The sequence below is a fragment of the Paenibacillus phoenicis genome, from assembly GCF_034718895.1.
Lineage (GTDB): Bacteria > Bacillota > Bacilli > Paenibacillales > Paenibacillaceae > Fontibacillus > Fontibacillus phoenicis.
Map to the genome: position 1 here is coordinate 2,882,393 of NZ_JAYERP010000001.1, position 25,529 is coordinate 2,907,921.

The following is a 25,529-nucleotide window of genomic DNA, read 5'->3' on the forward strand; positions in this document are numbered from 1 at the left end:
ATCAGTAACTCCGTTTGCCTCTTAAGGAAGAGATACCGTAAACGATTAATCCAATACCTAAGAGCGGAACGATCAGCCAGGCCAGCTTGGAGATCAAGGAAATCACCCCGAAAATCAACACCAGCCATCCGAAGAAGGCGTTCCCCCGTCGAATCCCGTAATAGCCGAGACCGATCATTACAATCGCAATCACCAGTCCGAACAGGCTGCCTAGGAAAGGAGTTAACTTGCCCAGCAGAATCAGTGCGCCAAGGGCAATCAGTACAATAGCGAATACATTCAGTCGATTTGTTCTCATTGAAAATTTCACCGCCTCTCATTTGATCAACCTTATGTCTCTATTCTAGGGTGATTACAGGTTATCCAAAACGGACTGGGGACGGTTTTTCAACCTAGACCTAAGTCGAGGATGCGCTCAGCCTGGGGGTTTATGGGTGGAGGGAGGGTTTCTCCGCAAGTGCTTTACATTCCGGACAAGTCAGTCTATAATGAAGTCAGAATGACTAAACAATAGAAAACGAGAGTTATCGGAGGAGCCTGTCAAATTGCGGGCTCTTTTTGCCTTTTTTTGACCGATAATGGCATAATTCTGCCCCTGCGCGCCAAGCTATCATGCCCTCAGGGACATCTAACTTGGAGAGGAGAATTCATATGGAGCAACAAGCAATCTGGGCCATCATCATCTTTCTATTAACGTACGCATTCATCATTTCGGAGAAAATCCACCGGACACTGCTGGCCATGGTCGGTGCCGTTCTGATGATCGTCCTTGGCATCGTCGATCAGGAGTCTGCGATTCATCACATCGATTTTAATACGCTAGGTCTCTTGATCGGCATGATGATCATCGTGAACACCACGGCGGAAACGGGGTTATTCAAATATATCGGGATTTGGACGGCCCGGATCGGCAAAGGGAACCCCGTGACCATCCTGTGGCTCCTGGCGCTAATTACGGCAGTTGCCTCCGCATTTTTGGACAATGTGACGACAATCATTCTGATGGTACCGGTCGCCTTTAGCATTACCCGGCAGTTGAAGGTCAAGGCATTCCCTTACATCTTCTCGATGGTCGTGGCCTCAAATATCGGCGGAACGGCAACGTTAATCGGGGATCCGCCAAATATTATGATCGGCAGCGCTGTCAAGGAATTGACTTTTAACGCTTTCCTGCAGCACTTGGCGCCGATCGTGATTGTGATCCTGGCAGCCACCCTACCGCTTCTCGTGTTGGTATTTCGGAAGCAAATTCAGTCAACGCCGGAGAACCAGAAGAATATCATGAACATCAGCCTAGATGGCTTGATTACGGATCAGAAGCTCCTTATAAAATGCTTGGTCGTCCTCGGCTTAACGCTGCTTGGCTTCTTCCTGCACCAGACATTCCATCTGGAATCGGCTACCGTGGCGTTGGCCGGAGCTTTTCTATTGTTGCTGCTCACAGGTGAGCATGTAATGGAAAGAGCGTTCCGTTCCGTCGAATGGCCAACCATCTTCTTCTTTATTGGATTGTTTGTCCTGGTCGGCGGTTTGATTGACACCGGTACGATCAAGCGGTTAGCGGAGTGGTCCATCGACTTAACCGGAGGAGACCCGTTGACGACTTCTATGCTGATTCTCTGGCTAAGCGCGATCGCCTCTTCCTTCCTGGATAATATTCCGTTCGTCGCTACGATGATTCCAATGATTCAGGACATGGGCGCGATGGGAATCAGCAACTTGCAGCCGCTGTGGTGGAGTCTGGCCCTGGGTGCATGTCTTGGCGGCAACGGAACCCTGATCGGGGCCAGCGCCAATTTGATTGCTGCAGGCATGTCTGCCAAGGAAGGGGAGCCAATTACATTTGTCCGCTACATGAAATATGGCTTCCTGCTGATGATTCTGTCGATCATCTTCGCAAGCGCGTATATTCTGATTCGGTATTTCCTAATCTAATAGAGGTCCATCCAAGTCCACTCTTTCTTTGGAAAGAATGACGTCGATATGCTATCCTTAATAGTAAGTAAATAGATGTCGAGGGGAGGGATGACGCATGACAACGCAACAACTAAGGCTTCGTTGGTTAGCTGTGGTGGTATTGACGTTGGTCCTGGCGTTGTCCCTCCCTTCCTTTATTTCATCCCCCGTTCATGCAGAGTCTCGTGGGGAAGAGACGCTTGAGACCGATTATGGCCATGTGCAGCACAAGGTATCACTTCGCCTCAATAGTACACCGTCTTACGGCAAGCTGTTTATCGACAGAACCCCGCATCAACTGGATACCGTCCCGGCCCTGATCAGTTTTATGCTGCTGGCGCCATGGGCGCGTTTCCGACCGTTATTCTGCCTGCTGTTAAAGCGGCGTCTGCTTATGCCCATCAAATTTACGAGCATGTTCGTGGCTTAACCGAAGTTGTATCGTTTTTTGATCCAGTCTCCTGCATGACCTACACGTTTTTTTTAAAACGAAATCGCATGAGGCTTATTTTGTAATACCCAAAATGGAAAATGACTCTAAAAACTGGAGGCTTGACTCAAATGAATCTCAAAGAAACAGATCTGCCAGGAATCGGAAAACAATTCGTGATCCAGGCCCGCAGCGGCGACAAACTCTCAATCGTTATTCACAATGACGGCCGGCGCGAGTTATCTCATTTCCAAGAGGACGATCCGGACAACAGCGTTTCCATGGTCACTTTGGATGACGATGAGGCGAGATATATCTCTGCCATTATTAGCGGTGCGACATATAAGCCAACAGCAATGGAGAACATTGAAGTGGCTTTAGGCGATCTGATCATTGAGTGGTATAAATTAGATTCGAACTATAAAGCGATTGGCAAAACCATCGGCGAGTTGAAAATTCGTCAGCGTTCTGGAACGACGATCATCGCCGTAATCGAGAAGAACCACAAGAAACACATCAATCCCGGACCTGATCTGATGCTGACCTCCGAGGCGACGGTCGTCGTGCTTGGCGAACGGCTCCATCAACAGCAAATCAGACAGATCCTATTAAGCGGAAAATAATTCATTGGATCATCTCGTGCTGAAGGCGGTTTGTCCTTCGCCCTGATCGCGGCGATCCGATGATCTACCGTCCGCGATCTATCCGTAACTCGGTATAAGAACCGCCTACCCTTGATGATGGGTTTATCCAGTAAGGAGGGGTCGGTTTGAAACACCAGTTGAGAGTTCATTCCTCCAGGAAGGCCCGCGGCGGCTTCAAGCCTCTTATTCCGACGTTTGGTCGTGCTGCCGGCGTCATAGCTGGCGCATCGCTTGCTTCCGTCGGCTTAGAGCTGTTCCTGATGCCCCACAGCATCGTCGTTGGAGGAATGACCGGTTTATCCGCATTGCTGGCGTTAACGACGGAAATGCGGCTTGGATTGTTCTTGTTCTTGTTGAATCTGCCCTTACTCTTTCTCTATCGTAAAAATATCCATGGGTCCTACGGGATCTTCACTGTGATTGGCGTATTGGTATTTTCACTGGGGACGCTTGTGCTCCATCCTTATCCTTCCCTGATTGACGAGCCGCTGCTGGCAGCGCTGATCGGGGGATTATCACTGGGACTTGGGCTTGGTTTAGCTCTGCGTTTTGGAGGGGCGCTGGACGTTGCGGAGAAAGCCGTGAAGCAGCTCCAATATGGCAGATTGTCCCCGGAGCGGATCTTGCTGATGCTGAACTGTCTGATCCTGATCGGTGCGGGCTTTCATTTTGGCTTTCTGCAGGCCCTCTATTCGGTTATCGCCTACCTGTCCGCCTTCGAAGCCGTCAAACTTCCGGTCCAAGGTGGGATCTTCACCCTAACGGTGCGGATTAAGAGCCGGCATTGCGCCGCCATCCAGGGGGAGCTGCTTCGATATCTGAACCGTTCGGCCGTTTATCGGCTGGATCCCGAAGCACCCGGGGACGAGGAAGGGATGGGCATTTTGGAATTCCAATGCCATCGGCTGGAGCGGTCCCGCTTGATTTCCATCGTCCATCAATGCGACCGCGAGAGTGAAATTACGTTTCTTCCAAGGAAATAACGAAATGAGCCGCAGGAATTTACTCCTGCGGCTCGTTCGTTTTCGGGGGTACGCGTAATATTAAAATTCTTCGTAAACGGCAGGATCCTGGTTTCTAATCCGCCCGTCCGGACGGGATAAGCCATTGATCTGCTTCATCTCTTCCTCGTCCAATGTAAAGTCAAAGATCGTGAGGTTCTCGATCTGCCGAGCTGCAGAGGCCGATTTCGGGATGGATACAGCGCCCAGCTGATAATGCCAACGCAAAATAATTTGGGACACCGACTTGCCATGCCGTTCGGCGATTTGCCGGAGCGTCTCATGCTGCAACACCTCATTGCCATGGGCCAGCGGGCTCCAGGATTCCGTGACGATTCCGTGCGCTTCATGATATTTGCGCTGCTCGGCCTGATTAAAGAACGGATGCAGCTCAATCTGGTTTACGCTTGGCGTCACGCTCGTTTGCTCGATCAGGCGGTCCAGGTGGTCCGGCAAGAAATTGCTGACGCCGATGGAGCGGATCAGCCCCCATTTTTGGGCGTCGATTAGAGCTTGCCACGCTTCCACGTAATGCCCTTGAATCGGATTGGGCCAATGAATCAAATACAGATCGTAGTAATCCAGCTGCGCCCGGTACAACGATTCCTGGATCGCCTTGACCGCTTTATCGTACGTGTGGTAACGCCCGGGCAGCTTGGACGTGATGATCAGCTCTTCCCTCGGTACCGCAGAACGCCTTACCGCCTCACCAACCGTTCCCTCGTTCTCGTAGTTATACGCGGAATCCAGCAAACGATAGCCGGAGCGGATCGCGTGAACGATTGACTGCACACCTTCGCTGCCACGGAGCGTGTAGGTTCCCAGCCCGACCACCGGCAGCTTCAAACCGTCATTTAACGTCATTTCCGGAATGATATGACCCAAGATGAACACTCCTTTCGGATAAGTACTCTCTCAGACTATCATAATCGAATCTATATGAAAAAACGAACAGAAATCGCCGAAAGCGGCGATTTCTGCGGAATGTATATAAAATTTCGAATAGATTTGCGTCGAAGTCGGCCCAAAACCAAGATTCTATCTGAAATATCGAATAGAATCGCTTTTTTCGGTGTGAACTGGCAAATTTTATTCGAAATATCGAATAGATTCAGATCCTACGCCCGATCCCATCCGCGATCCTTCAGCAGCTTGATGAATAAGCCGCCAACCACGGTCCGATGCTGGAAGCCGATCTGCCGTGCCGTCTTCGTGTCGTACCAATCCGTAAACGGTACGCGGTCCCGCGTCTCGTTCAGGAAAACCCAGAGCGGATCAACGATGCGCTGGAAGTCCTCGCGCGTCTCCGCGAGCGCCCCCGCCCAGACGAGCCAATCGGCCTTCGTATAGGCGGCCCGATTATCCAGCGGCGTACCATACCGTTCCTGTTTCTTCTGATACCATGCCACTTCACGGCGGATGATTTCCTGATTGAACAAGCCGGTTCCAAAGATGCCGTCCCAGACAAGGTTATATTTGAGACTCCAGGTCCCCGGCTGACCAAAGGCCAGCAGTGTATGGTTCTCGTCACTCGGATCGGCGGCGAGGATTTCCCATTGGCGAGCCATTTCCGAAGAGGCTTGACGGTAGCGCTCGGCTTGTTCCTTGTCACCCAGCATTTTGCATAGCAATCCGTAGCTGGCAACGCCCATCACGGCTTTCGCCGACAGGTTCGCGTTGCGCGCCAGATGTCCGGCGAAATCATCGGTACATAATTGATGCTCCGGATCAAGCCCATGCTTCACCAGATAGTTGGCCCATTGGGCGAGCAACTCACGATGCTCCTGAACGAAGCTTGTATTCCCGTCAGCCAGCGTAACTGCGGCCGCCATGACCAGCATATTGCCGCACTCCTCCACCGGCATTTGCCCCTCCAGCTTGTTCTCGCCGTAAACCTGACCGTTGGCCAGCGGATATTGACCCACGTCATGCGGAGCAAATTCAAACGTCCAGGCGTCGCTGGCGGCGTATTTGAAGATCGGACGCATCATGCCTCGGACCAGCTCCGGCTGGTACAGCAAGAACAGCGGAATTGAAGGGTAGCTCACGTCCACCGTGGCAATACAGCCGTTACTGAAGCATTCCTTCGACATGAACAGCACCTGTCCCTCAGGATCAAGGACCAGTTTATGCGCTGCAATCGCCTGCCGGTAGGATAAGGACAGGATATCGGCATATTTCTCCCCGCCGGCGCGGATTGCGTCCTCGCGCAGCTTGGCATCAAAGGAATCGCAGCGTGCAAGAACGTCCGGATAATCCCGAAACGCTTCGCTGAGCAGGGTCGAGAAGGTTTTCCCGTCTTTTCTCCAATACGCCTCCAAAGGCTGACCAAAATACTCAATCGCATATACGTCGTCATAGGCAAGAACGATTAAGTGCGTCTTCTCGTCCGTTCCGGTCACTTCACCGACATTCCACACCGAAGCCATAACGAGCTCGGCCTCGCGAACGGGCTGTGGTTGAGAAAGCGGAGTCGAACCTTCCTTCAGCCGAATTTCACCTTCCCGAACGAATTGCTTGCGAATCTGTGCCTGATCCAGATAGGTCTCTACATCCGGCGTCTGCTTGACGGCCAGCATGAAAGTGCCCCAATCAATCCGCTGGTCATCGCCGGAGCTATGGAGCGGGTTCTGCTCGACATGTCGGACCTGCAGTACGGTGAGGTCTCCCTGCACCTCTTGTTGCCAAGTAATCGCCTGATCGGTTTCATTAACGCACCATTCCCCGGTTACGTCGACATAGACCCGCACTTGGTGGGGCTTCCCGTCGAGGGAACGCACGCGGAAAGCGACATAGGAAGCCGGCCGCGACAGCAGCTCCAGATCGTCCGGCAGCAGCGGACTTGTAAAGGTCACGTCCAGCGCAACTCCTCCCGCCTCGAACTGATAGCGGGTGGAGAGCGGCGTGACTTCAAGTCCGGTTTGGTTCATCGCCTCCGGCTCTGTATAATACCGTTCCGGGTTAGACTCGACGCGTCCGGCAAACCGCCAGGCTACGCCGTCGATATACACCAGGCCGGTGAACGCCTGCCGACGCCCGGTCCAATGGCGAGTGAAATCGTCGGTCAGACGATCAGCCATCGACCAGACGCTGAAAAAGGGATCAACGGTGACCAAAGGTACTGCCGGTGGACGCAATTTTGTGTTCATTTGTAATCTGCCTCCTATCTGGATCTCGCGATTTGTTAAATCACTTTTTATCTGTTAAACTTCGTTTCCTATTTCGTCACGGTGATGCGGGTTCCTCCATCTCCATGCTCGTAATGAAGGAGCAACGTGTGTGACTTCGCGTCCCATTCGAACTGCAGGGAGATGATTGGCGCCGAAGCAGAGCCGTCTTCCTGCTGCGGTCCCAACACTTCTGCCGTCACCGCCGTTGGTCTCGCTTCACAGCGAATCCGCGCCACGGCCTGCAGCGGTCGAGGCCCCTTGGCCGTAAACGTAATGGCGGTTTCATCCTCGCGATAATCCTCAATCCGGGAGGATGCAGCAATCACTTTGGAGCCGGGTTCGGAGTCGGTGCTGTGGCTGCCCGGTCCGGTGTATGCTAAATCATAAAGTAAGGCCTGGCGTCCGGGTTGCACCGCAACTTGCTCTTTGACCGGCAAACCGGGATCAAGCAAGTCAACGAAAAGTCCTTCGAGCTCCAGCGGCGCATCGCTGACTGACTCGGTCATGACGGAAGCGATCACATACGGACCGCGGCGGAGATGAAAATAGTTGACTGGTTCCCAACGGAGCGCGTCTGCTGGAGCCGGCTTTCCTTCTGCGGAGCCTTCAGCAGCTGTCTGCGCTGCGGGTGAATCCCCCGCCGCCGCAGGTGCTTCCCCGCTACCCAGCAACTCCATCGCTTCCCGTACTGCGGCGCGATAGCGTTCCGCCGCCTCTGCACTCTCCGCGATCCGATTCGGCCGCAACGGCAAGTAGCTGACTAACCCAGCGCCAACTCGGGTGATGCCTTCTGCTGCTGCCCCGGCCGCGCTTGGCAAGCCGAGACATTCGAATAGATGAGCCCGAGGAGAATCGTAGCGTCGCCGTCCCTGATTCCACCATTCCCGTACCCGGTGATACGGATCGCTGTCGTCTCCAACGTAAATCAGCGCTCCGCCTTCCCGCACCCATTGGGCCAAAGCGTTATGCAAATCCGGGAATTCCGGCTTCATAAATTCATAGCTTAAAACCAGCACGCGGTAGTCATCCAAATATCCCGGGAACCGCCGAACGTTATCAAGCTGGACCGGCCGTACCGGCAGCCCATGCTTGACAAGCGGCAGCGTCAGCCCATAAAAAGGCGAGAAGTTCAGCAACTCCACCGCCGAATCATCGGTCAACTCCACCTCGTTCGTCCCGTCGTATTTTTGCATAAAACCGGACGTTTGCGTCCCAATCCGTTTCCGCTGGAACATGGCTGAATCGGCCAGAAGCACGCCGGTGACGGCGGTATTGCCGTACACCTGGACCTCCTCCTGGTCCATATTCCCGAGCGTATGCATTACGTTCAGCAGCACGGTCGCGTAATCGGACGGAATCCCCTCTTTGCCGTTGCCGTCCGCGGAAGGATATTGGCCCTGAAAGATCCGCCGCGGCCAAGGGGCAACCTCATAGCGCGAAACCGCCGGATGCAGCAGCGAAGCGATCAGCGTCTTCGTGTAGTTCTCGCGGTAATCGATCCACGTCCGTGTCGGATCGTCCTCGATCGGATCGTGCAGGAACCACATGCGGCGGTGCGTCCCGCGCACCAGTTCCTGCATGATGCCATATTCCAGGAACGCCGTCTCGAATGTCCGCTCCGCACGTTTCCCTTCGTATACGTTCGCGGTGCGCGATGTCCCCGTCCAAATTTGGGCGATATAACCGTCAATCGCCGGCAAGTCGAGCAGCCGGGATTCCGGACTGACGATCCGCCATTGGGTGTAGTTAATCAAGCTGTGGGTGGGTACAAAAAAACGCAGCGGTCGATTATACCGGACCAGCGAATATTCCTTCAACGCCGAGCAGATACGGTCCAAACAACGCGTGTACAGATAAGCCTTCAGCTTGGAGGCGCGGAATTGCGCGTCCTCCGAAGTATGGGGCGGTTGCCAAGGCTCGTTATAGTAATTGCGCCATTCACGCTGGAATGCCTCAGAGTATCCGCCTTCCACCCAGAATTCCGGTTCCTCCAGGTGAATGGCCTCCACACCGGCATCCACAGCCGGCCGAATCCGCTCGATGAGAAAATTCGCATAGCTGATGGTTGGCACCATGTAGGGAATATCCACCGAGGTTCCGTGAATGATCGTCTCGCCGTCTTGATATTTCTGGGCTTCGTCCCAATGGGAGCGGCCGTCAACACGGCCGTTCAGATAGTCCTGGTAACCGCCCCAGGACACCCCGGTCATGAGATGCACATGGTAGCCCCGCTCCGCCCATTCGCGAATGCGCTGAGGCATCGACTCCCCAATGCCGTACACCATCACAAAATCCGTCTGCAGATCATAGGCCGCATGATAAGCGCCGCTTTCCTGAAATCCGGTCCGTTCTTCCGCCCGTGCTCTTCCCGTCACGCCTAAGCCCTCCCTTGTAACTTAGAGTTCGTTCACAGCCAACCTCATTCACAGCTAACTTATAACCTCTACACTCTATCCATCATTCAGCCAACTGAACGCGAATCGATTTGATCTCAAACGGTGTAAATTGCAAGCGAATCCGATCCGTATTTTCTGCTAGCAGCCCGATCGGCTCCTCCAGCAGATTCACCTCTTCAATGGTTCGGCAAGCCGGCCCAAAGCTCAGCTCTCCATCCGCCCCAGCTCCTGCCGTTTCGTACAGACGAACGATCAGATGATCGCTGTCCTCGGCTTTCTTCACCGCTTCCACCATCACGTTAGGATGCTCAATCGTAAGGAAAGCTTTCCCGTGCAAGGAACTGCTGTCAGACTTCCCGCCGCCTTGAGGCGTCACCGGGATGGCCGCTGCGGATGCAATCGGAATGTTCAGCTCATAGCCTTTGCGGTATACGCCGGCTTGGATAAAGTCGCCCGCATGCGGGTACAAAGCATAAGTGAAGCGATGCTCCGCCCGATCGGCCTGCGGATCCGGATATCCCGGGCTGCGCAGCAGGTTCAAATCCAGCACGTTGCCTTCCACGCTGTGCCCGTATTTGCTGTCGTTGAGCAGCGCCACGCCATAATCCGGCTGCGACAGATCGAGATAATGGTGAGCGCAGATTTCGTCGCGGGCAAATTCGATCGCATTATTCCGCGTCGTCGGCCGCTTTAACACCCCAAACTGAATTTCGCAGTTCACCTGATCGCTCACAACGGCCACCGGGAAAGCAACCCGGAGCATTTTACCCGTTTCTCGCCAATCAGCTTCCGTATCAAAGCGCAGCAGACCATCGCCTTGCAGCAAGCGGATCGTTTGCTTTAACGTCGATTCCCCAAAGCGGTAAACCTGCTCAACAACCGCCTGCGGCCCCGAAACGTAAGCGCGTCGGCTTTCCAGCGTCATCGTTCCAGCAATCGTATCGCGATAGTCGCGCGGGAAATCCCAGGCATCGCCGTCATCATGGTAGACGGTAAATACGTTGGCCTCAGCGCCCGGCTGAATCGCTTCCCGTCCGGCGGCCTTATCGTACAGCGACACGATGCTGCCGTTCTCGGCAAACCGAACCGCAAGCCGTTCATTCTCCAACCGGAAGTCCTCGGCAATCAATGCTTGTTCCGAAGCCGATGGTTCTGCCGCAGCCTCCGTGAGCTTGCGCCAGCTCATCGCCGGCACTTGCACATACTTCCAGCTTCCGCCGATCTCTACCCATTCCTGCCGGTCCCAAGGCAAGGAATTGAACAGAACAATTTCACCGGCGGCAGCTCCGGACCGCCCAGCGATTCGTCCATAAGCTTCCGCAATCATCGTTTGGACTTCCTCCAGCAGCTGAGCGTAGCGCTCCAGCGACTCGTCGTACACCCGGGTGATCGAAGATCCTGGCAAAATATCATGGAATTGGTATAAGAGCACTTCCTTCCAGATCTTCTCCAACCGGGCGGCAGGGTACTCTGCAGGGCTTTCGCCCAGGGCAATCTGCAGCGAAGCCGCGAATTCGAGCTCACGCAGTGCTTTTTCCAGCTTGCGGTTATACCACTTGTTGCGCGCCTGCGTGGTTAATGTCCCTTGGTGCTTCTCCAGATACAACTCACCGCGGTACGTTTGGAACCGCGAAGCCTCTTGTTCCAGCCGCTTGAAGAAGGTGATCGCAGGCTCCTGAACGACCGGCGGGAGTCCCAGCAGGTTCACCTCCCGCTCAAGCCGCTCCAGGTGCTCTTCTCCTGGTCCACCGCCGCCGTCGCCGATCCCAAACAGCATCAGCGCATGCTCCGAGACGTTCCGATCGAGATAGTCCCGCTCGATCTTGGTCAGCGACCGCGGGGCCGCTGGGCTGTTATAGGTATCCTCCGGCGGCAGGTGCGTCAGCACCTTCGTCCCGTCAATGCCTTCCCACAGGAAGCTGTGGTGCGGATGCGTATTGTAGGTGCTCCAGGAGAGTTTCTGCGTCATCATATAGTCGACGCCGGACTTCTTCAGCAGCTGCGGCAGACTGCCCGTATACCCAAAGACGTCAGGCAGCCACAGCACCTTCATGTCCTTGCCGAACTCCTCACGGAAGAATCGCTTGCCATACAGGATTTGCCGCACTAATGCTTCGCCGCCGGAGATGTTCGTATCCGGTTCGACCCACATCGCGCCTTGCGCTTCCCAGCGTCCTTCGCGGACCCGCTCCTTCACTTCGGCGTACAGCTGCGGATAGTGCTCCTTCATCCACTGGTACAGCTGCGGCTGGCTTGCGCCAAAGACGTAACTCGGATACTTCTCCATGTTCCGCAGCGCCGTAGAGAAAGTCCGGGCTCCTTTGCGGATCGTTTCGCGGATCGGCCACAGCCAGGCCAGGTCGATATGCGCATGGCCGATGGCGCTGATCGTCAGGACAGAATCCCCGCCTTTCTTCGCCAATTCGCGGGCCACATACGCTTTCGCCAAGCGTACCGATTCCTCATTGATCTCCGACAGCTGAAGAGCTGCCTCGTAGACGGATTGCAGGACCTGGGCTTTTCTGGCGCTGGAATCCGGCAGCTGCTCAACCAGCTCGATTAACACTTCCAGATCGTAGGCCAGTTGCCGGGCTTCCTCATGGCAAATGGCGATGTCCGCTTCCTTCAGCGTTCCGCTGCGATAATGTCCAAATAGGTCATTGCAGCCGCCGTCTCCCCACAGATTGATCGTTTCCCCGCCTCGGGCGGCAGCGCTGACGTCCACCACCCGCTTACCAGGCCGACCTAGGCTGTAGTCGAATTCGGAGCTAACGTTCGTTAAGCCTTGTCGCGGGGTTCCCGCTTCATCCACGAGACATAATTCTCCATTAATATCGATCAACAGAACGACTTTTTGGCCAGCGGCCGTTTCCGGTACGGTCCCTTGAAAATGAAACCAGGCGCAATCCCACAGCTCTCCCCATTTATCCCCGGGCTGAAGCCGTATGTGCCGGCCGCTCATTCGCTCGGCGTAAGGGACCGGCTCTTTCGTTACCCAAGCTTCAACCTCAAGCCCGGCAATCGGGCGGTAAATGTAATCCTGCAGTTTGGCAAGCCTTTGCTTTGCCTTTTGGATCATAATGTGGTTCGTTTCATACGGCATGCTGCATCACTCTTTCAATATAATTTACTTGGTATAGGCCTCCGCTTTCTTCTGAGCGTCATCCAGAATAGACTTGATATCCTCCTTGGTCATTAACGCTTTCGTCACGGCTTCACCAAAGATTTGCCATACCTTGGAGTCTGAATTCTTAAACGTTGGCAACCCTTGCACATTGCCGGCCATCGCCAGATAGTGCTGATACATTTCCGGATGCGCCTCTTTATATGCATCGGTCTCAGCCACCGATTTCAGTACAGGAGACCGGACGCCTGTATCGGCGATCAGTTGTTGGATCTCCTCGCTGTACATCGCGCGGATGTACTCAAATGCAGCTTCCTTGTTCTTTGCATCCTTCGGTACGGCATGGAACGCGGCGCCGATGGTGATATTGCCGGCTTTGCCATTCGGGGACAGCGGAATTTGCGACATTCCGTAATCGATTCCGATTTGCGAGCTCTCGATCGCACGCCACGGTCCATCGATCAGATATGCGATTTGTCCTTTTTTAAACGCGTCAAAATACGTTCCTTCAGTAGTGTTCACCATCAATCCAGCCGGATGGTTGGCGTTAAGCTCTTTCAAGAACTGTACCGTTTCTACGTTGGCATCGGAGTTAAAGACAGGTTGGCCTTGATCATCCGCAAATCCTCCGCCATTGATAACAAGCAAGGTACCATACCGCAAATACCCGCCGGCATTCGGCCCGGCATAGACCCCGCCGCCGTAGAACTTCCCTTTGCCTGCTTCCGTTACCTTCTTCACGTTAGCCAACAGCTCATCCCAGGTTGCTGGCGCTTTGTCCGGATCCAGGCCTGCCTCCTGCACCAGCTTCTTGTTCCAGAACAAGCTGCTAACGCCAGGTTGCGAGGCAAAACCGTAAATTTTGCCGTCATACTCCATCGGCTTCCAGGCTGCCGGGGCTACTTTTTCGCGAATTTCTTGGGCCATGTCGTCCGGGAACGGCTCAAGCAATCCCTGTTGGGCAAACCCAGGCATTTGTGTTTCCCCAACGATGATGTCGGGCATGTTTTTCGCCAGGAATCCCGCTGTTTGCTTCTGGATCAGCGGTTCGCCCCAACCCCAGTCCTCGGTTTTGACCGTAATGTTTTTGCTTTTCATTTTCTCGTTGATAATCGATTGATAATAGTACGGGAAGACGCCGGCTTTTTTCAGCGGCTGACCAGGCGTATAGTTGTAATCCTCCTCTGTAATCCGGGGATTCAGCGTCTCGTCGGCGATCGTTTTTTCCTTGCTTTTCTCCAGCAGCTCGCTCAGCACCCCGACGCCAATCGCTACGGCTCCTTCATTTAATACGGTAATGGTAGCGCCTTCAGTTGACGACGAACCTTCATTTCCCGAAGCCCCATTCTGGCTGGTTCCCGGGGTGTTCGCGGCTTGATTGCCACCTGTGTTGCCGCCCCCAGATCCGCAACCTGCTAACAAGGCGATGAGCAACAGCGATAGAAACATGACATGCATCTTTTTCAACAACATGCTTGAACCCCTCCAAAATTCATTTTATTCAGCGTGAGTGTCCATTAAGTCAAGTTTTCAACACTGGTGTTTGATCTGTTTCATCGGTTCGATCCATAACGGACCGCAGTGCACCTTCTACATTGAAATGAGTTCCCGGCCCTCCTAACCTTTGATACCTGTATTCGCCAGGCCCTGCACAATATACTTCTGGAAGAAGGCAAAGATCAGCAGCGCAGGAATCGTGATGCCAAGGCTCAGGGTAATAATCATCGGATAGTTGATCACGGCACCCGGGCTTGCCCCAACGGAGGAAATCCGCGTGATCGCCGCAGGAAGCGTTTGCAAACTGTCGTCCGTTGTATAGAAGAACGGTGTAATAAAATCGTTCCACGTTCCCAGCGCTGTCGTGATCGCGATAAACGCCATAATCGGCAGCTGCAGCGGGAATAGAATCTGGAAGATCAACCGGATCGTCCCGGCCCCATCCACAATAGCGGCTTCGTCGATTTCCAGCGGCACCTTTTCCAGCGACTGCTTCACCAGAAACGTCCCCATAATATTGATGCTAGGCCCACCGATCAAGTAAACCCACCAGGAGTTCAGAATACCGGTTCCGCCGGTAAAGATATCGTTTCCCCCGGCAAACGGGAAGCGGGCAAATTCAAGGTAAGTCGGAATGATCGCCAGCGTCCCGGGAATCATCTGGGTGGCAAGCATGATCAGGAAGATCGTATCCCGCCCTTTAAACCGCAGCCGCGCGAACACGTATCCAGCCAAAAATGAAGTCAAAATTGCCCAAAACGTGTTGTAAGCTGTACGAATCAGCGAGTTCTTCATATAAGTGGCTACTGCAGCATCCGTGGACCCAACGATCAGCGCCTTGAAGTTCTCCAGCGTTGGCGCTTTAGGAAGCGGGAAGATGCCTAACACCGTTGAGGAGAATTCCGTCTTGGTGAAAAAACCGGCAAGCACCATAAAGATCAACGGATACAGCAAAATGAGCCCAACGCCAAGAAGAATGAGATGTCCCAGTAAATGAACGGGCTTAAACTGTTTGCTAACTTTAGCGTTCAGTGGACTGGGCATGCGGGAGCGCCTCCTTTTTCGCGGGTTTGACGGGCTTGATCGGAATGCTTGTCCGACGATCGGATTTCGTTGACCAGTTGTAGTACAGCACAGTCACAACAATAACGATCAAGGCCATGATCAGTGAGGAAGCGCCAGCCATCCCCAAATTGAAGTCCCAGAAGCCGTCCCGGTAAATACGGAACACCAGTACTTCGGTTTGCCCGTAAGGCCCGCCGTTCGTGATGAATAATACCTGCTCGTAAATCTGGATCGCTGCGATCAAGTTCGTAATGACGATATACGTCGCGATGGGTTTTAACCCTGGCAACGTGACATACCGCAGCTTATGCCACCGTCCCGCACCATCGATTTCCGCCGCCTCGTACAAGGACAAATCCACGGATTGCAGACCGGCCAACCAGATTAAGGCTGCACCGCCTACCCCTTTCCAGACTGAATAGACCACAATCCAGAAAATGCCCCATCCGACGGAGTACTGCCATACAATCGGTTCCTTGCCCATCGCTTTCAGCAGGTTGTTGATGACCCCATTGTTCGAATCCAGAAAAATGTTGAATACTTGCGTGGTCGCAACCGTTGCCGTGATGGCGGGGATGTACCAAATGGAACGATAAAACCCTTTGCCGAACAGCGGCAGGTTCATCAGCAGTGCAGCAAAAAAGCCTGCTCCCAGCGTAATGACCGTGACCAGTCCGCCCAGCCAGATCGACCTCCACAATGCATCCGTGTACACCGGGTTTTGAAAGAAGCTGATGAAGTTATCGAACCAGATGAAATTAGGTGTATCTGCCAACCCCACCCATTCGAAGAACCCTAACACGAACCCGAACAAAGTGGGAAAACCCGAAACCACCAACCATGCCAAAAACATCGGCACGAGGATAACGGCGGCGATCAAAGCATCTTTGTGCTTCCCTAACCTGCGCTGCGTTGCTTTTCGCTTCTGTAATCCCGCGGTTTCCATCGTCCAAGCAACCCTCCTTACTGTGAAGTGCACTGATAAAGCTTTTGTTCTAAGTTGTATTATCTATTTGTAATATTAACTATATTTCACTATGTCATTTATGTCAAGAATTAGATATATCATTTATTGCTAATTAAACATAAAAAAAGACACCTAGCTTGCAAGGGCAAGCAGGTGCCCTGTCAATCTACTTACTTTACTCGTTTTGCAAGGGGTCCCGTAGATTGACTTTCAATTAATTTTGGCTCCAGGATGACTTTAGTATACCCCGCATCCTTAAGCTCAGGCTTCTCGAGAATGTCCCGCAAAATCCGGGCTGCGGCTTCTCCCATCTCGATTTCCGATTGCGAAATATGCGAGAAGAATCCCCATTCATGCAGCCCCGGCGAAGGATCATCAAACGTCAGGATCGAGATGTCCTCCGGCACCCGAAGCCCTAATTCTTTACATATTGAGTAGATGTGCAGGCCAAGCCGTCCGTTCAGTGTGATATAAGCGGTAGCAATCTGGTTCTTGATAAACCGGTACAAGGGGTGCTTCTTGTCGATCTCGCTGTAATCCACATTGAAATCGGTGAGGATCAGTGCCGGATTAATCATCGCTCCCTTCTGTTTGAGCGCCTCCATATATCCGTTAATCCGTTCCTCCACTGTAATTGTAGGCAACGGCGAATCGGAGCAAATGGCGATGTCGCGATGCCCCAGGCCCCACAAATAGTCAACGGCAAGCTGTCCGCCGATTAAGCCGTCGCTGCGCGACAAGTTCGTAGCTACTCCCGGCAAATACCGATCGAGGAGCACAAACGGGTAACCTCGCATCTTCAGGGCTAAAATTTCCTCATTGTACGTTTCCGCATCACTTGGGAAAATAATCAGCCCGGCGGCCCCTTTGCGAATCAGATCGTTGATCGCTTCCTTCTCCCGGTCAATGGAATTGTACGTCAAGACGATCTGCAGGCTGTATGGACTGTCTTCAAGGATGTTATTAATTCCTTGAAGCAGCCGAATGGCAAAATAGTCTACCAGCATCGGCATAATTAGCCCGATCGTGGTGCGCCCCGGAATATGGGATGCGGCTTCGATCCCTCCCAGCGAAGGGTCAGCTCCCCCTCCGTTTAACGCTCCGAGATGATGGACCGGCGCCCCCGCATTTCCGTCCAGCACGGGCCATGATCCCCCCTCCGCCAGAGAGCCTTGATGGCGTTGCAGCAGCTCACCGATGCCTTCGCTGACGAAGCTTCCCCGCCCGGGGATCCGGTAGATCCAGCCGTCCTTCGCCAGCTGCATCAAGGCATTGGCTACCGTAATTCGGCTGACGTCGAACTGTTCCATTAACTCTTTTTCCGAGGGGATCTTATCGTTCTCCCGCAGTTTGCCCTGCAGGATCATTTCTTTGAAGTGCTGTTGAATCTGCATATATAACGGTTTACGTTCGTTTTGCATAAGGCTTCTCCTATCTTATTTCTCCCCATATATTCACATTATATCATTTATAGCATTTCGTCAATCTATTTCAAATCATTCACTCGCTTGACATTGACTATTGGATATATTAAACATATTATACACGTTCTATCGTTTTCTTTACACTTTCGTAAAAAAAGGAGGGGATTTGTGATTCAGCGCTTCAAGGAACCTGTCTACGAGCGATAACCCTAATATGAGGATACGAGGTGAACGCATTTGTTTTGCAAAATAACGATGACTTGTCTCATTTTATTCTGCACCATGTCCTTATCCTTTGGTACCACCTCTGCATCGGCACAATCCTCAGTGGAAACCGCGTCCAAGAATACGATCAGCTGGCCTAAATTGCAAGCGCTTCCAAACTTCGGGAAAGTAAAACGGCTGGATGTGGCCGACGTTACAAAGTCTCCACCGGGAACGCTTATCTCGGATGGTTCAGCAGCGACGTTGCGGGTGAATTCAGCTCCGTAGAAGTGACCTACACCTTCAGCGAAGGCGACAATTTCCGATACAATCAACATCGCAGGGCCAAAGAATCGGTTGGGGATTCAATCGATCCTTTGGCCCTGCTTTGGGCTGTCGAGGATGCCGTTCATTTCTTGGATGCACCGTAATCCGTAATCGTAAAGTCGATGTCAAAGGTCACCGGCGTAAGGCTAAAAACGTCGTCCCAATGGCTTTCGACTTCCTTCCAGTATTTAGGGTGCGTGATCCTCAACCGGTTGCCGAACCCAGCCACATCGGTTTTATATTCTGACTGCATTTTATGCATCGTCGTCTCGAGCATTTGGTTTAGCCTTTTTTCGAAGATCTTCTTTGCTTTCTCCAAAAATTCGGTTTTGGAGGGGTCTTCCTCAAGATCCCAGTTTTCGATTAACCGCCCTTCCGATTCAATCTTGACATGAAACGAAAGCCGCCCTTCCTCGATCCGGGGGGTGATTTGCGTCTTCTCGTCTTCAACCTCGTAAGTGATCGTTTCATTTCGCCAATCATAGCTTTTGATCACCCCACCTTCAACATCGCCTTGAATCCAAGCAATGCTCTCCACGTCCGTTTGATCCAATGTGCCGATCCATTTGCCGGTCGACCCTTTGATTATCCCCGCTCCCGTAAATTTCGTTTCCCCACCGTACTTAGACACCTCCTGCAGGAGAAAGCTCTGCTTGGTGCCCAACCTCTCATTCAACTCGGTCAGATTCACCTCATTCATAATTTTGCCGGTCCTAAAACGTTCTTGCAGCATGTCCCTCAGCTTGAAAGCGGGGGGATCTCCGGAATGCGCCATTTCCAGCGTTTTTCTCGCCTTCCCTTTGCTCAATAATACGATGCAGCTAGGGCGTGTATCGTTATCGCGAAGCACGAAATCCATCAGTTTGTCGATGCTCTGCTGACGAACCAGCTCAGTAGATACGACGATCACCTTCAAATGCTGGCCGATGACCGCCCGCTTCAGGCGAAGCGAATACTGCCGCATGATTTCAAACAGAGAATCCCCGGTTTCCGAAATATTCAAAAATTCGTTTTTTCTCCCTTGACCCCCTGATTGTTTATCGCTGCTGAAGTTTCCCATCGGAACGATCTGGATCGTAGCCGTAATCAGATTTCGCTTAGGATAATTTCCTCCTTGTTTCTCCAGCTCCCGTTCAACGGTCGTCGGTTCTCCCGCATCCAAGGCCAATCCGATATACAAGCTTAAATCTTCAATTTCTCTACTGCTCCAACAACCTGTTTGCAACGCAAGCAGGCCAGCGGCAAGAAACAGCGACAAAATACGGCGCTTACGCATTCGGTTTGAGTCCCTTCTTCCGAATTAGGTATATGGTGGATAACGGAACCGTAACTAAAGCGAAAATTATCATGCCGGTGTTTCCGACGGCGCTGCCAAGCGTAAATAAGTCATTCATGTTTTTGGGGACAAGAGCGACGATAAAAACCACCGGCATCAGTGTAAAGAGCGCGGTTGGGAATTTTATGCGCATTATTTTCGATACGCCCAAGACCGTCGTAAAGAAAAAGATAGTGAAATTGCAAAACATCTGCATTAACCAGATGACCAAAAACGGAAATTCAAGTCGTTCAAAAAACAAACCGGTGACTTCAAAGCTTCGCAAAAGATCAAGCGTCGGCCAGGTGCTTCTTAGAACGGCGTCAACCGACATGCTTCCCACGACGATCACGGTGGAGCAAAAATAAAGAACGAACGGAATACTCAAGCCAGCCAATATCGCCTTAACCGCTTTCTCGGGGTGCTCCATATGGCCAACTAAATACAAAACGACTTCACCGCCCGCAAAAATAAGCATTGTCGATTTCAAGCCATTGAACACCGGAGGCAATCCTTCACCGAGAAAAGGCCGCAAGTGATTGATATCAAACATCCTCATGCTGAAAAATAAGCTAAGCAGCAAAATCAGGATACTCACAGGAAAAATAATTTGACACAACCGGGCAATGCTGTTGATTCCTCCAGAAATCAAATAGGCCGCCGTCCAGATGAACGGAATAATGACAGCCCATATGGGGGTACCTTCCAGCAATAAAAAGATATCCACCTCTGCCAGAGCGCGAATCTCAAATCCGGCCAACACCAGAAAATAAACGGTTAACAGGAGGGACATTATACTGCCCATCACTTTCCCGACAATTTTTTGAGAAAACTCGAAAATCGTGCTTCCCGGAAACTGCTGGCTTAATTTGACCATGAGCAGCACCGCGAGCATCACAACGACGCCTCCCAGCAATACAGACAGCCAGGAATCCGGGGTACGCATTTTTTCGGTCACATCCCGGGGCAACGTTAGAATGCCAGCTCCCAGAACACTGTTGGTCATAAAGATGACCGCTTGCGATGAGGTGATTTTGTCGTTGGTGCGAATAAACAAGTGATCCCCTCCTGGCTTTTCGGTTTAAGATCTGCGTTGTTTGCGGACCGTCTTCAACAACTCGGGTCTGCGTTTCATTAATGTCAAGGGCGCACGGACGAACAAGTCCTTCCAGTCGCCGATACGGATCGGCGAAAAGGGCGTGACATATGGCACACCGAAGCTTTCCAGCTTGGTCAGATGGCTGCAAATCAGCAAAAAAAACAATATCGTACCGAATATCCCCAGTGCTGCTGCAAAAAACATGCCTACGAATCGCAACATACGCAATGTGATTCCTGCACTGTACATCGGAATCGAAAAGGAAGCGATGGCGGTTACCGAAACGACGATGACCAGAAACGGACTAACGATCCCCGCCTGAACGGCGGCCTCTCCGATAATCAGACCGCCGACGATGCCCATCGCGGAGCCGATGGGCCTGGGCAGCCGAACCCCAGCTTCCCGCAAAATTTCGATCGAAACTTCCATGATTAATACTTCGATCAACGACGGAAATGGAACCCGTTGGCGTGCCTCGATAATCGTAATGGCTAATTCTGTCGGAATCAGTCCGGGATGAAAAGAAATAAATGAAATATACATCGATGGAATTATGAGAGACATAAATGCCGCAACAAAACGCAGCATCCGTAAAAGTGACCCTGCCATCCATCGTTCGTAATAATCTTCCGGGGACTGCAGCAGCATGCTGAAGGTCACCGGAACAATGAGCGCAAAGGGGGTTCCATCCAGGAGTAAGGCGATTCTCCCCTCCACCAAGGCGCTCATGACCCGGTCCGGACGTTCCGTATTTTGCGCCTGTTGAAAAGGACTTAGGATGTCGTCTTCGATCAGTTGCTCGACATAGCCGGATTCGGCAATGTAATCCAGATCGATCTTGGCGATGCGTTGCTCCACTTCCTGCAGCAACTCCGGATTCACAATGTTTTTCATGTAGACGATCGCAAGATCTCGCTTGATTACGTTGCCGACAACGTATTTCTTGATTTCCATTTGTTCCGTCCGTCCTTGGAGCCGGAGCATCGCTGTATTATCGCTCAGGATTTCGGTAAAGCCCAATCTTGGCCCCCGCAGCAGCGCTTCCGAAGTTGGCTCCGTTATCGCCCTGGATTTCCCGCGGGGGGTGCCCACAAGCAGCGCGCACGCCATTCCTTCAACCATTAAAGCCGTATACCCTGCGAGAATCGATTCTCTGAGTTCCCGTTTGCCAACGACTTCCGTTAGTTCGGTAACCGGCAGTAGGTTTTGTTTGAAGTAGGAAACTAACCCCTCCTCCGGGGGAAACTTCATCCCTTGCTGCGCACTGTTATCCGACTTCAGCATAAGCACTTGCATAATGTGGCTATTAATCAACTGTTCATCTTGCATACCGTCAACAAAGATCAGTACCGCTCGCGCACCAAACCCGGCGAGTTCGTATTCTCGAAAATGAACGTCGTCATTTTGGCCGATCGTCTCTTTAAGATGCATAAGATCGGTTTCATATTCGCCGGACAGCTGCGAATCCGTACTATTATGAGTTTCCAGAAAAACACGGTCTGTCGTTAATCCTTCCCTTGAGCGCCCGTGCTTATCCGTGACAATCGAGCGAAACCAGCGATGCAACGCAAAAATGAGGAGAGGAATGAGCAGAGTAACCCCGGCCAGCATGAAAGTCGGCCAGTCGGGGATATATTCTGTGATTGTCGACCACACGATAGATCACCTTAATCATTTATTTGGATTAATTTCCCCAAAAACGGTTTATATATTCATTTCCTTTCCGCGCTGTGCAACGTGAGTCTGGTTTGCCGGGGAGCCTTACATCAACTATTCCTTCCCTAAGCTTTCCTCGGCTCCAAAGGATAATTTACACACGAACGCTTATTCATATATGATCATATGGGGATATATAGATCACGCCCTATGGTGTATGTCAATGATATTTAATTCGCATCTTCATTATTCGCGAAAGAATCTGAACTTATAACACATGATCGGAGCGATATTTTTATGAGAAAAGTATTTTCTTTATTACGATGTTTACCTTTGTCTCTCCAACGATTACCTCGGCGCATACCAAGCTGACCTCTTCTTCCCCAATGCAGGATGAAGTGGTAAACACTGCAATCGGCCAAATTCGGCTGGAATTCAACACCACCTTACCGCCTGGTACGGCAATATAGGGCTCATTACGTACACGCTTCATTTTCTTGCGGTTGCAATCTGGTCCGGCACATTGCTGGTGGCAGGTTGGTTTAAACCTGTACACTCCTGGCGCCGCTTCCTGTCATGGTTCCACCCCGTAGCAACGCTCGCGATGCTGGTCATTGTACTGTCCGGACTTTACTTGACAAATGCGGTTGCGCCCGAATACCTAAATGCTTTGGCCCTTCCTTATGGACAAGCAATCCCTATGATTCATCAGGGTTATGAAAATGCGGAGCTTCAGCTCCGCCTAAATGCGATGATCTTTATTTATATTGTTATTGCATTGGGATATATCGCCGCCATATTTTACTTGTTCCAAAAAAACAAAAATGCGTATCTCGCCGTTTCGCTCAGCGTTTTGCTCGTTATAGCCTTATATGTTATTGTGATGACAACAGTCGCTTAATTGTAATAATTTCGTTTAACCAATCTTTTTTTGATAAAATGATGCAAACGCCTTACAGAAGGGGATAGTCCATGACACAGTCCATAAATACAGCGAAAGAATGTGATACGAACTGCTCGGGCACACTCGTTGATTTAAAAGCTATCAAGGCGGAGCTTATCGATAACCAGGCAGCGGTTCAATTTGCCGACTGGTTTAAGGCTTTCAGCGATCCGACGCGCGTCAAAATCATCAGCGCCTTGCTAAAAAGGGAGCTTTGCGTGCACGACCTGACAGTGCTCCTCGAAATGGGTCAATCGGCCGTTTCTCATCAACTGCGATATTTGCGCAACCTCAGAATTGTTAAGCGGCGCAAGGTTGGAAAAACGGTCTATTATTCACTTGACGACACGCATATCGAGCAAATTTTTTTGCAGACCCTTCAGCATACCAACCATGGATGATGCGGCCGGTGCCGCAAATGACAAGGACTCCCCCTCGCCATCTTCAATGGCTTGCGGGACAATCCTTGTTTGGGCTGCAGTCGCCTCTTCATAAAGTACAACCATGGCTAAAAAACGCTACTTTCTGCTGCTAGACTGAATAGTAGACACAGATTACACCACCGAGCATAATTTCCTAAACAATAAAAAAGCCCTTAGGATTCCTGATCCCAAGAGCTTAATTTCACAGTTGGTACCGGTGAGAGGACTCGAACCTCCACGGGTCTCCCCACTCGATTTTGAGTCGAGCGCGTCTGCCATTCCGCCACACCGGCACATATAAAGTTTTAATCAAAAGTGCGGAAGACCAGACTTGAACTGGTACGGTAGTCACCTACCGCAGGATTTTAAGTCCTGTGCGTCTGCCGATTCCGCCACTCCCGCGAAGTATCAATGGAGGCGCCACCCAGATTCGAACTGGGGATAAAGCTTTTGCAGAGCTGTGCCTTACCACTTGGCTATGGCGCCATAATATAGAATGGAGCGGACGACGGGAATCGAACCCGCGACCCTCGCCTTGGCAAGGCGATGCTCTACCGCTGAGCCACGTCCGCTTAAACTGGGGATATAGGATTCGAACCTATGCATGACGGAGTCAAAGTCCGTTGCCTTACCGCTTGGCTAATCCCCACTATATTTGATTGAGAAAGAAATGGGGCGATCGATGGGACTTGAACCCACGAATGCCGGAGCCACAATCCGGTGCGTTAACCCCTTCGCCACGACCGCCATAATATAAAGTTATCAAGTGAAAAAATGTGGCAGGGGCAGCAGGAATTGAACCCACACCAAAGGTTTTGGAGACCTTTGTTCTACCTTTAAACTATGCCCCTAGGAAACTGGTGGAGGCTGATGGATTCGAACCACCGAACTCGTAAGAGAACAGATTTACAGTCTGCTGCGTTTGGCCACTTCGCTAAGCCTCCTCGTGGTGCCGGCGAGAGGACTTGAACCCCCAACCTACTGATTACAAGTCAGTTGCTCTACCAATTGAGCTACACCGGCTCTTCAACAACATTGTTGAATGGTGGCTCGGGACGGAATCGAACCGCCGACACGAGGATTTTCAGTCCTCTGCTCTACCAACTGAGCTACCGAGCCTTATATGAAGTTAAATGGCGGAGCCGACGGGATTCGAACCCGCGGTCTCCTGCGTGACAGGCAGGCATGTTAGGCCTCTACACCACGGCTCCACACTAGAATGATTGCATCCTCTTAAAGAGGATAATTGCGGGGGCAGGATTTGAACCTGCGGCCTTCGGGTTATGAGCCCGACGAGCTACCGGGCTGCTCCACCCCGCGTCAGTATTAAAGATGTTATGGTGGAGGCTGAGGGGATCGAACCCCCGACCCTCTGCTTGTAAGGCAGATGCTCTCCCAGCTGAGCTAAGCCTCCATGGGAAAAGACAAGTTATATTGTAACAGATCCCCCATTCAGAAATCAAGTCAGTCAGCAAAATCAACTTGAAATCATGAAGGGAAGAAATGACCCGTAGGGGATTCGAACCCCTGTTACCTCCGTGAAAGGGAGGTGTCTTAACCCCTTGACCAACGGGCCATGTAGAAAGAATAATAATGGCGGAGAGAGAGGGATTCGAACCCTCGAGACGCTTGTGACGCCTACACGATTTCCAATCGTGCTCCTTCGGCCAACTCGGACACCTCTCCAGATATAGGATCCCAGGAAGTTATGAAGTGTATCTCAGAAGTATAACCTACTTCCTGGGACTTTGACTCCCCGAACAGGACTCGAACCTGTGACAACTCGATTAACAGTCGAGTGCTCTACCGACTGAGCTATCAGGGAACATTATGAAGTTTTCAAGGTTGAATCCTTGAAAACTGGATACGAAACTAGATTTGCATTTTAT

The 25,529-nt window shown here is 51.8% G+C and carries 18 protein-coding genes and 16 tRNA genes; 6 read left to right on the forward strand and 28 right to left on the reverse strand.

Going from position 1 to position 25,529, the window contains the following annotated elements; translation table 11 throughout:
- Nucleotide 1: 1 nt before the first annotated feature.
- Nucleotides 2–298 carry a hypothetical protein gene (locus tag U9M73_RS13700; RefSeq protein ID WP_323077732.1) on the reverse strand — a complete coding sequence of 99 codons (297 nt, stop codon included), beginning with the start codon at nt 296–298 and terminating at the stop codon, nt 2–4.
- Between the two features lie 353 nt (nt 299–651).
- Between U9M73_RS13700 and U9M73_RS13705 the strand changes: the two genes are divergently transcribed.
- From U9M73_RS13705 to U9M73_RS13720, 4 genes are all read left to right on the forward strand, one after another.
- The gene (locus tag U9M73_RS13705; protein ID WP_323077733.1) at nt 652–1,935 is read left to right on the forward strand and encodes an ArsB/NhaD family transporter; all 1,284 of its coding nucleotides are present in this window, start codon (nt 652–654) and stop codon (nt 1,933–1,935) included.
- A gap of 97 nt (nt 1,936–2,032) precedes the next feature.
- A complete protein-coding gene (locus tag U9M73_RS13710; protein WP_323077734.1) occupies nt 2,033–2,386 on the forward strand; it encodes a hypothetical protein in 354 nt (117 codons plus the stop codon).
- Between the two features lie 131 nt (nt 2,387–2,517).
- Nucleotides 2,518–3,009 (forward strand): cation:proton antiporter regulatory subunit, encoded by a 492-nt coding sequence (locus tag U9M73_RS13715; protein ID WP_323077735.1) that lies wholly within the window; start codon nt 2,518–2,520, stop codon nt 3,007–3,009.
- 146 nt (nt 3,010–3,155) lie between these two features.
- Complete coding sequence (locus U9M73_RS13720) at nt 3,156–4,013, forward strand: YitT family protein (RefSeq protein ID WP_323077736.1); 858 nt, start codon at nt 3,156–3,158, stop codon at nt 4,011–4,013.
- Nucleotides 4,014–4,073: 60 nt separating this feature from the next.
- On the opposite strand, the gene U9M73_RS13725 is transcribed toward U9M73_RS13720, so the two are convergent.
- The 11 genes from U9M73_RS13725 to U9M73_RS13775 all read right to left on the reverse strand — a co-directional run bounded on the left by U9M73_RS13725 (nt 4,074) and on the right by U9M73_RS13775 (nt 22,275).
- Nucleotides 4,074–4,916: an aldo/keto reductase gene (locus tag U9M73_RS13725; RefSeq protein WP_323077737.1), complete on the reverse strand. Its 843-nt coding sequence runs from the start codon at nt 4,914–4,916 to the stop codon at nt 4,074–4,076.
- 233 nt (nt 4,917–5,149) lie between these two features.
- Entirely contained in the window at nt 5,150–7,180 is a 2,031-nt protein-coding gene (locus tag U9M73_RS13730; protein WP_323077738.1) for a glutaminase family protein, read from the reverse strand.
- 68 nt (nt 7,181–7,248) lie between these two features.
- On the reverse strand, nt 7,249–9,576 hold the full coding sequence (locus tag U9M73_RS13735) for a hypothetical protein (protein ID WP_323077739.1): 2,328 nt from the start codon (nt 9,574–9,576) through the stop codon (nt 7,249–7,251).
- An 82-nt stretch (nt 9,577–9,658) separates the two neighbouring features.
- On the reverse strand, nt 9,659–12,700 hold the full coding sequence (locus U9M73_RS13740) for an alpha-mannosidase (protein WP_260071642.1): 3,042 nt from the start codon (nt 12,698–12,700) through the stop codon (nt 9,659–9,661).
- 24 nt (nt 12,701–12,724) lie between these two features.
- Entirely contained in the window at nt 12,725–14,194 is a 1,470-nt protein-coding gene (locus U9M73_RS13745; RefSeq protein WP_323077740.1) for an extracellular solute-binding protein, read from the reverse strand.
- Nucleotides 14,195–14,338: 144 nt separating this feature from the next.
- A complete protein-coding gene (locus tag U9M73_RS13750; protein WP_260071644.1) occupies nt 14,339–15,262 on the reverse strand; it encodes a carbohydrate ABC transporter permease in 924 nt (307 codons plus the stop codon).
- Nucleotides 15,240–16,229, reverse strand: a complete 990-nt coding sequence (locus U9M73_RS13755; protein WP_260071645.1) for a carbohydrate ABC transporter permease — start codon at nt 16,227–16,229, stop codon at nt 15,240–15,242. Before U9M73_RS13755 ends, U9M73_RS13750 begins: the two co-directional genes overlap by 23 nt.
- 191 nt (nt 16,230–16,420) lie before the next feature.
- Complete coding sequence (locus U9M73_RS13760) at nt 16,421–17,671, reverse strand: GntR family transcriptional regulator (protein WP_323077741.1); 1,251 nt, start codon at nt 17,669–17,671, stop codon at nt 16,421–16,423.
- 616 nt (nt 17,672–18,287) lie between these two features.
- Complete coding sequence (locus U9M73_RS13765) at nt 18,288–19,481, reverse strand: Ger(x)C family spore germination protein (protein ID WP_323077742.1); 1,194 nt, start codon at nt 19,479–19,481, stop codon at nt 18,288–18,290.
- A complete protein-coding gene (locus tag U9M73_RS13770) occupies nt 19,474–20,577 on the reverse strand; it encodes a GerAB/ArcD/ProY family transporter (RefSeq protein WP_323077743.1) in 1,104 nt (367 codons plus the stop codon). Before U9M73_RS13770 ends, U9M73_RS13765 begins: the two co-directional genes overlap by 8 nt.
- Nucleotides 20,578–20,601: 24 nt before the next feature.
- On the reverse strand, nt 20,602–22,275 hold the full coding sequence (locus U9M73_RS13775) for a spore germination protein (protein ID WP_323077744.1): 1,674 nt from the start codon (nt 22,273–22,275) through the stop codon (nt 20,602–20,604).
- 529 nt (nt 22,276–22,804) lie between these two features.
- On the opposite strand from U9M73_RS13775, the gene U9M73_RS13780 reads away from it, so the two are divergent.
- Both U9M73_RS13780 and U9M73_RS13785 read left to right on the forward strand, forming a co-directional pair.
- Nucleotides 22,805–23,176, forward strand: a complete 372-nt coding sequence (locus tag U9M73_RS13780) for a hypothetical protein (RefSeq protein WP_323077745.1) — start codon at nt 22,805–22,807, stop codon at nt 23,174–23,176.
- A 71-nt stretch (nt 23,177–23,247) separates the two neighbouring features.
- On the forward strand, nt 23,248–23,619 hold the full coding sequence (locus U9M73_RS13785) for an ArsR/SmtB family transcription factor (protein WP_323077746.1): 372 nt from the start codon (nt 23,248–23,250) through the stop codon (nt 23,617–23,619).
- 230 nt (nt 23,620–23,849) lie between these two features.
- Here the strand turns inward: U9M73_RS13785 and U9M73_RS13790 are convergent.
- The 16 genes from U9M73_RS13790 to U9M73_RS13865 form a co-directional block, all read right to left on the reverse strand.
- Nucleotides 23,850–23,933: transfer RNA gene (locus U9M73_RS13790), tRNA-Leu, on the reverse strand.
- A 23-nt stretch (nt 23,934–23,956) separates the two neighbouring features.
- Nucleotides 23,957–24,042, reverse strand: a tRNA-Leu gene (locus U9M73_RS13795).
- Between the two features lie 10 nt (nt 24,043–24,052).
- Nucleotides 24,053–24,126 (reverse strand) — tRNA-Cys (locus U9M73_RS13800).
- Between the two features lie 11 nt (nt 24,127–24,137).
- Nucleotides 24,138–24,212: transfer RNA gene (locus tag U9M73_RS13805), tRNA-Gly, on the reverse strand.
- A 5-nt stretch (nt 24,213–24,217) separates the two neighbouring features.
- A tRNA-Gln gene (locus U9M73_RS13810) sits at nt 24,218–24,289 on the reverse strand.
- A gap of 22 nt (nt 24,290–24,311) precedes the next feature.
- Nucleotides 24,312–24,387 (reverse strand) — tRNA-His (locus U9M73_RS13815).
- Nucleotides 24,388–24,417: 30 nt separating this feature from the next.
- Nucleotides 24,418–24,491 (reverse strand) — tRNA-Trp (locus U9M73_RS13820).
- Nucleotides 24,492–24,498: 7 nt separating this feature from the next.
- Nucleotides 24,499–24,584, reverse strand: a tRNA-Tyr gene (locus U9M73_RS13825).
- A 3-nt stretch (nt 24,585–24,587) separates the two neighbouring features.
- Nucleotides 24,588–24,663: transfer RNA gene (locus U9M73_RS13830), tRNA-Thr, on the reverse strand.
- Between the two features lie 20 nt (nt 24,664–24,683).
- Nucleotides 24,684–24,759: transfer RNA gene (locus tag U9M73_RS13835), tRNA-Phe, on the reverse strand.
- 15 nt (nt 24,760–24,774) lie between these two features.
- Nucleotides 24,775–24,851: transfer RNA gene (locus tag U9M73_RS13840), tRNA-Asp, on the reverse strand.
- Nucleotides 24,852–24,886: 35 nt separating this feature from the next.
- Nucleotides 24,887–24,960: transfer RNA gene (locus U9M73_RS13845), tRNA-Met, on the reverse strand.
- An 18-nt stretch (nt 24,961–24,978) separates the two neighbouring features.
- A tRNA-Val gene (locus tag U9M73_RS13850) sits at nt 24,979–25,054 on the reverse strand.
- Nucleotides 25,055–25,144: 90 nt separating this feature from the next.
- A tRNA-Glu gene (locus tag U9M73_RS13855) sits at nt 25,145–25,216 on the reverse strand.
- An 18-nt stretch (nt 25,217–25,234) separates the two neighbouring features.
- A tRNA-Ser gene (locus U9M73_RS13860) sits at nt 25,235–25,326 on the reverse strand.
- A gap of 66 nt (nt 25,327–25,392) precedes the next feature.
- Nucleotides 25,393–25,465, reverse strand: a tRNA-Asn gene (locus U9M73_RS13865).
- Nucleotides 25,466–25,529 lie beyond the last annotated feature (64 nt).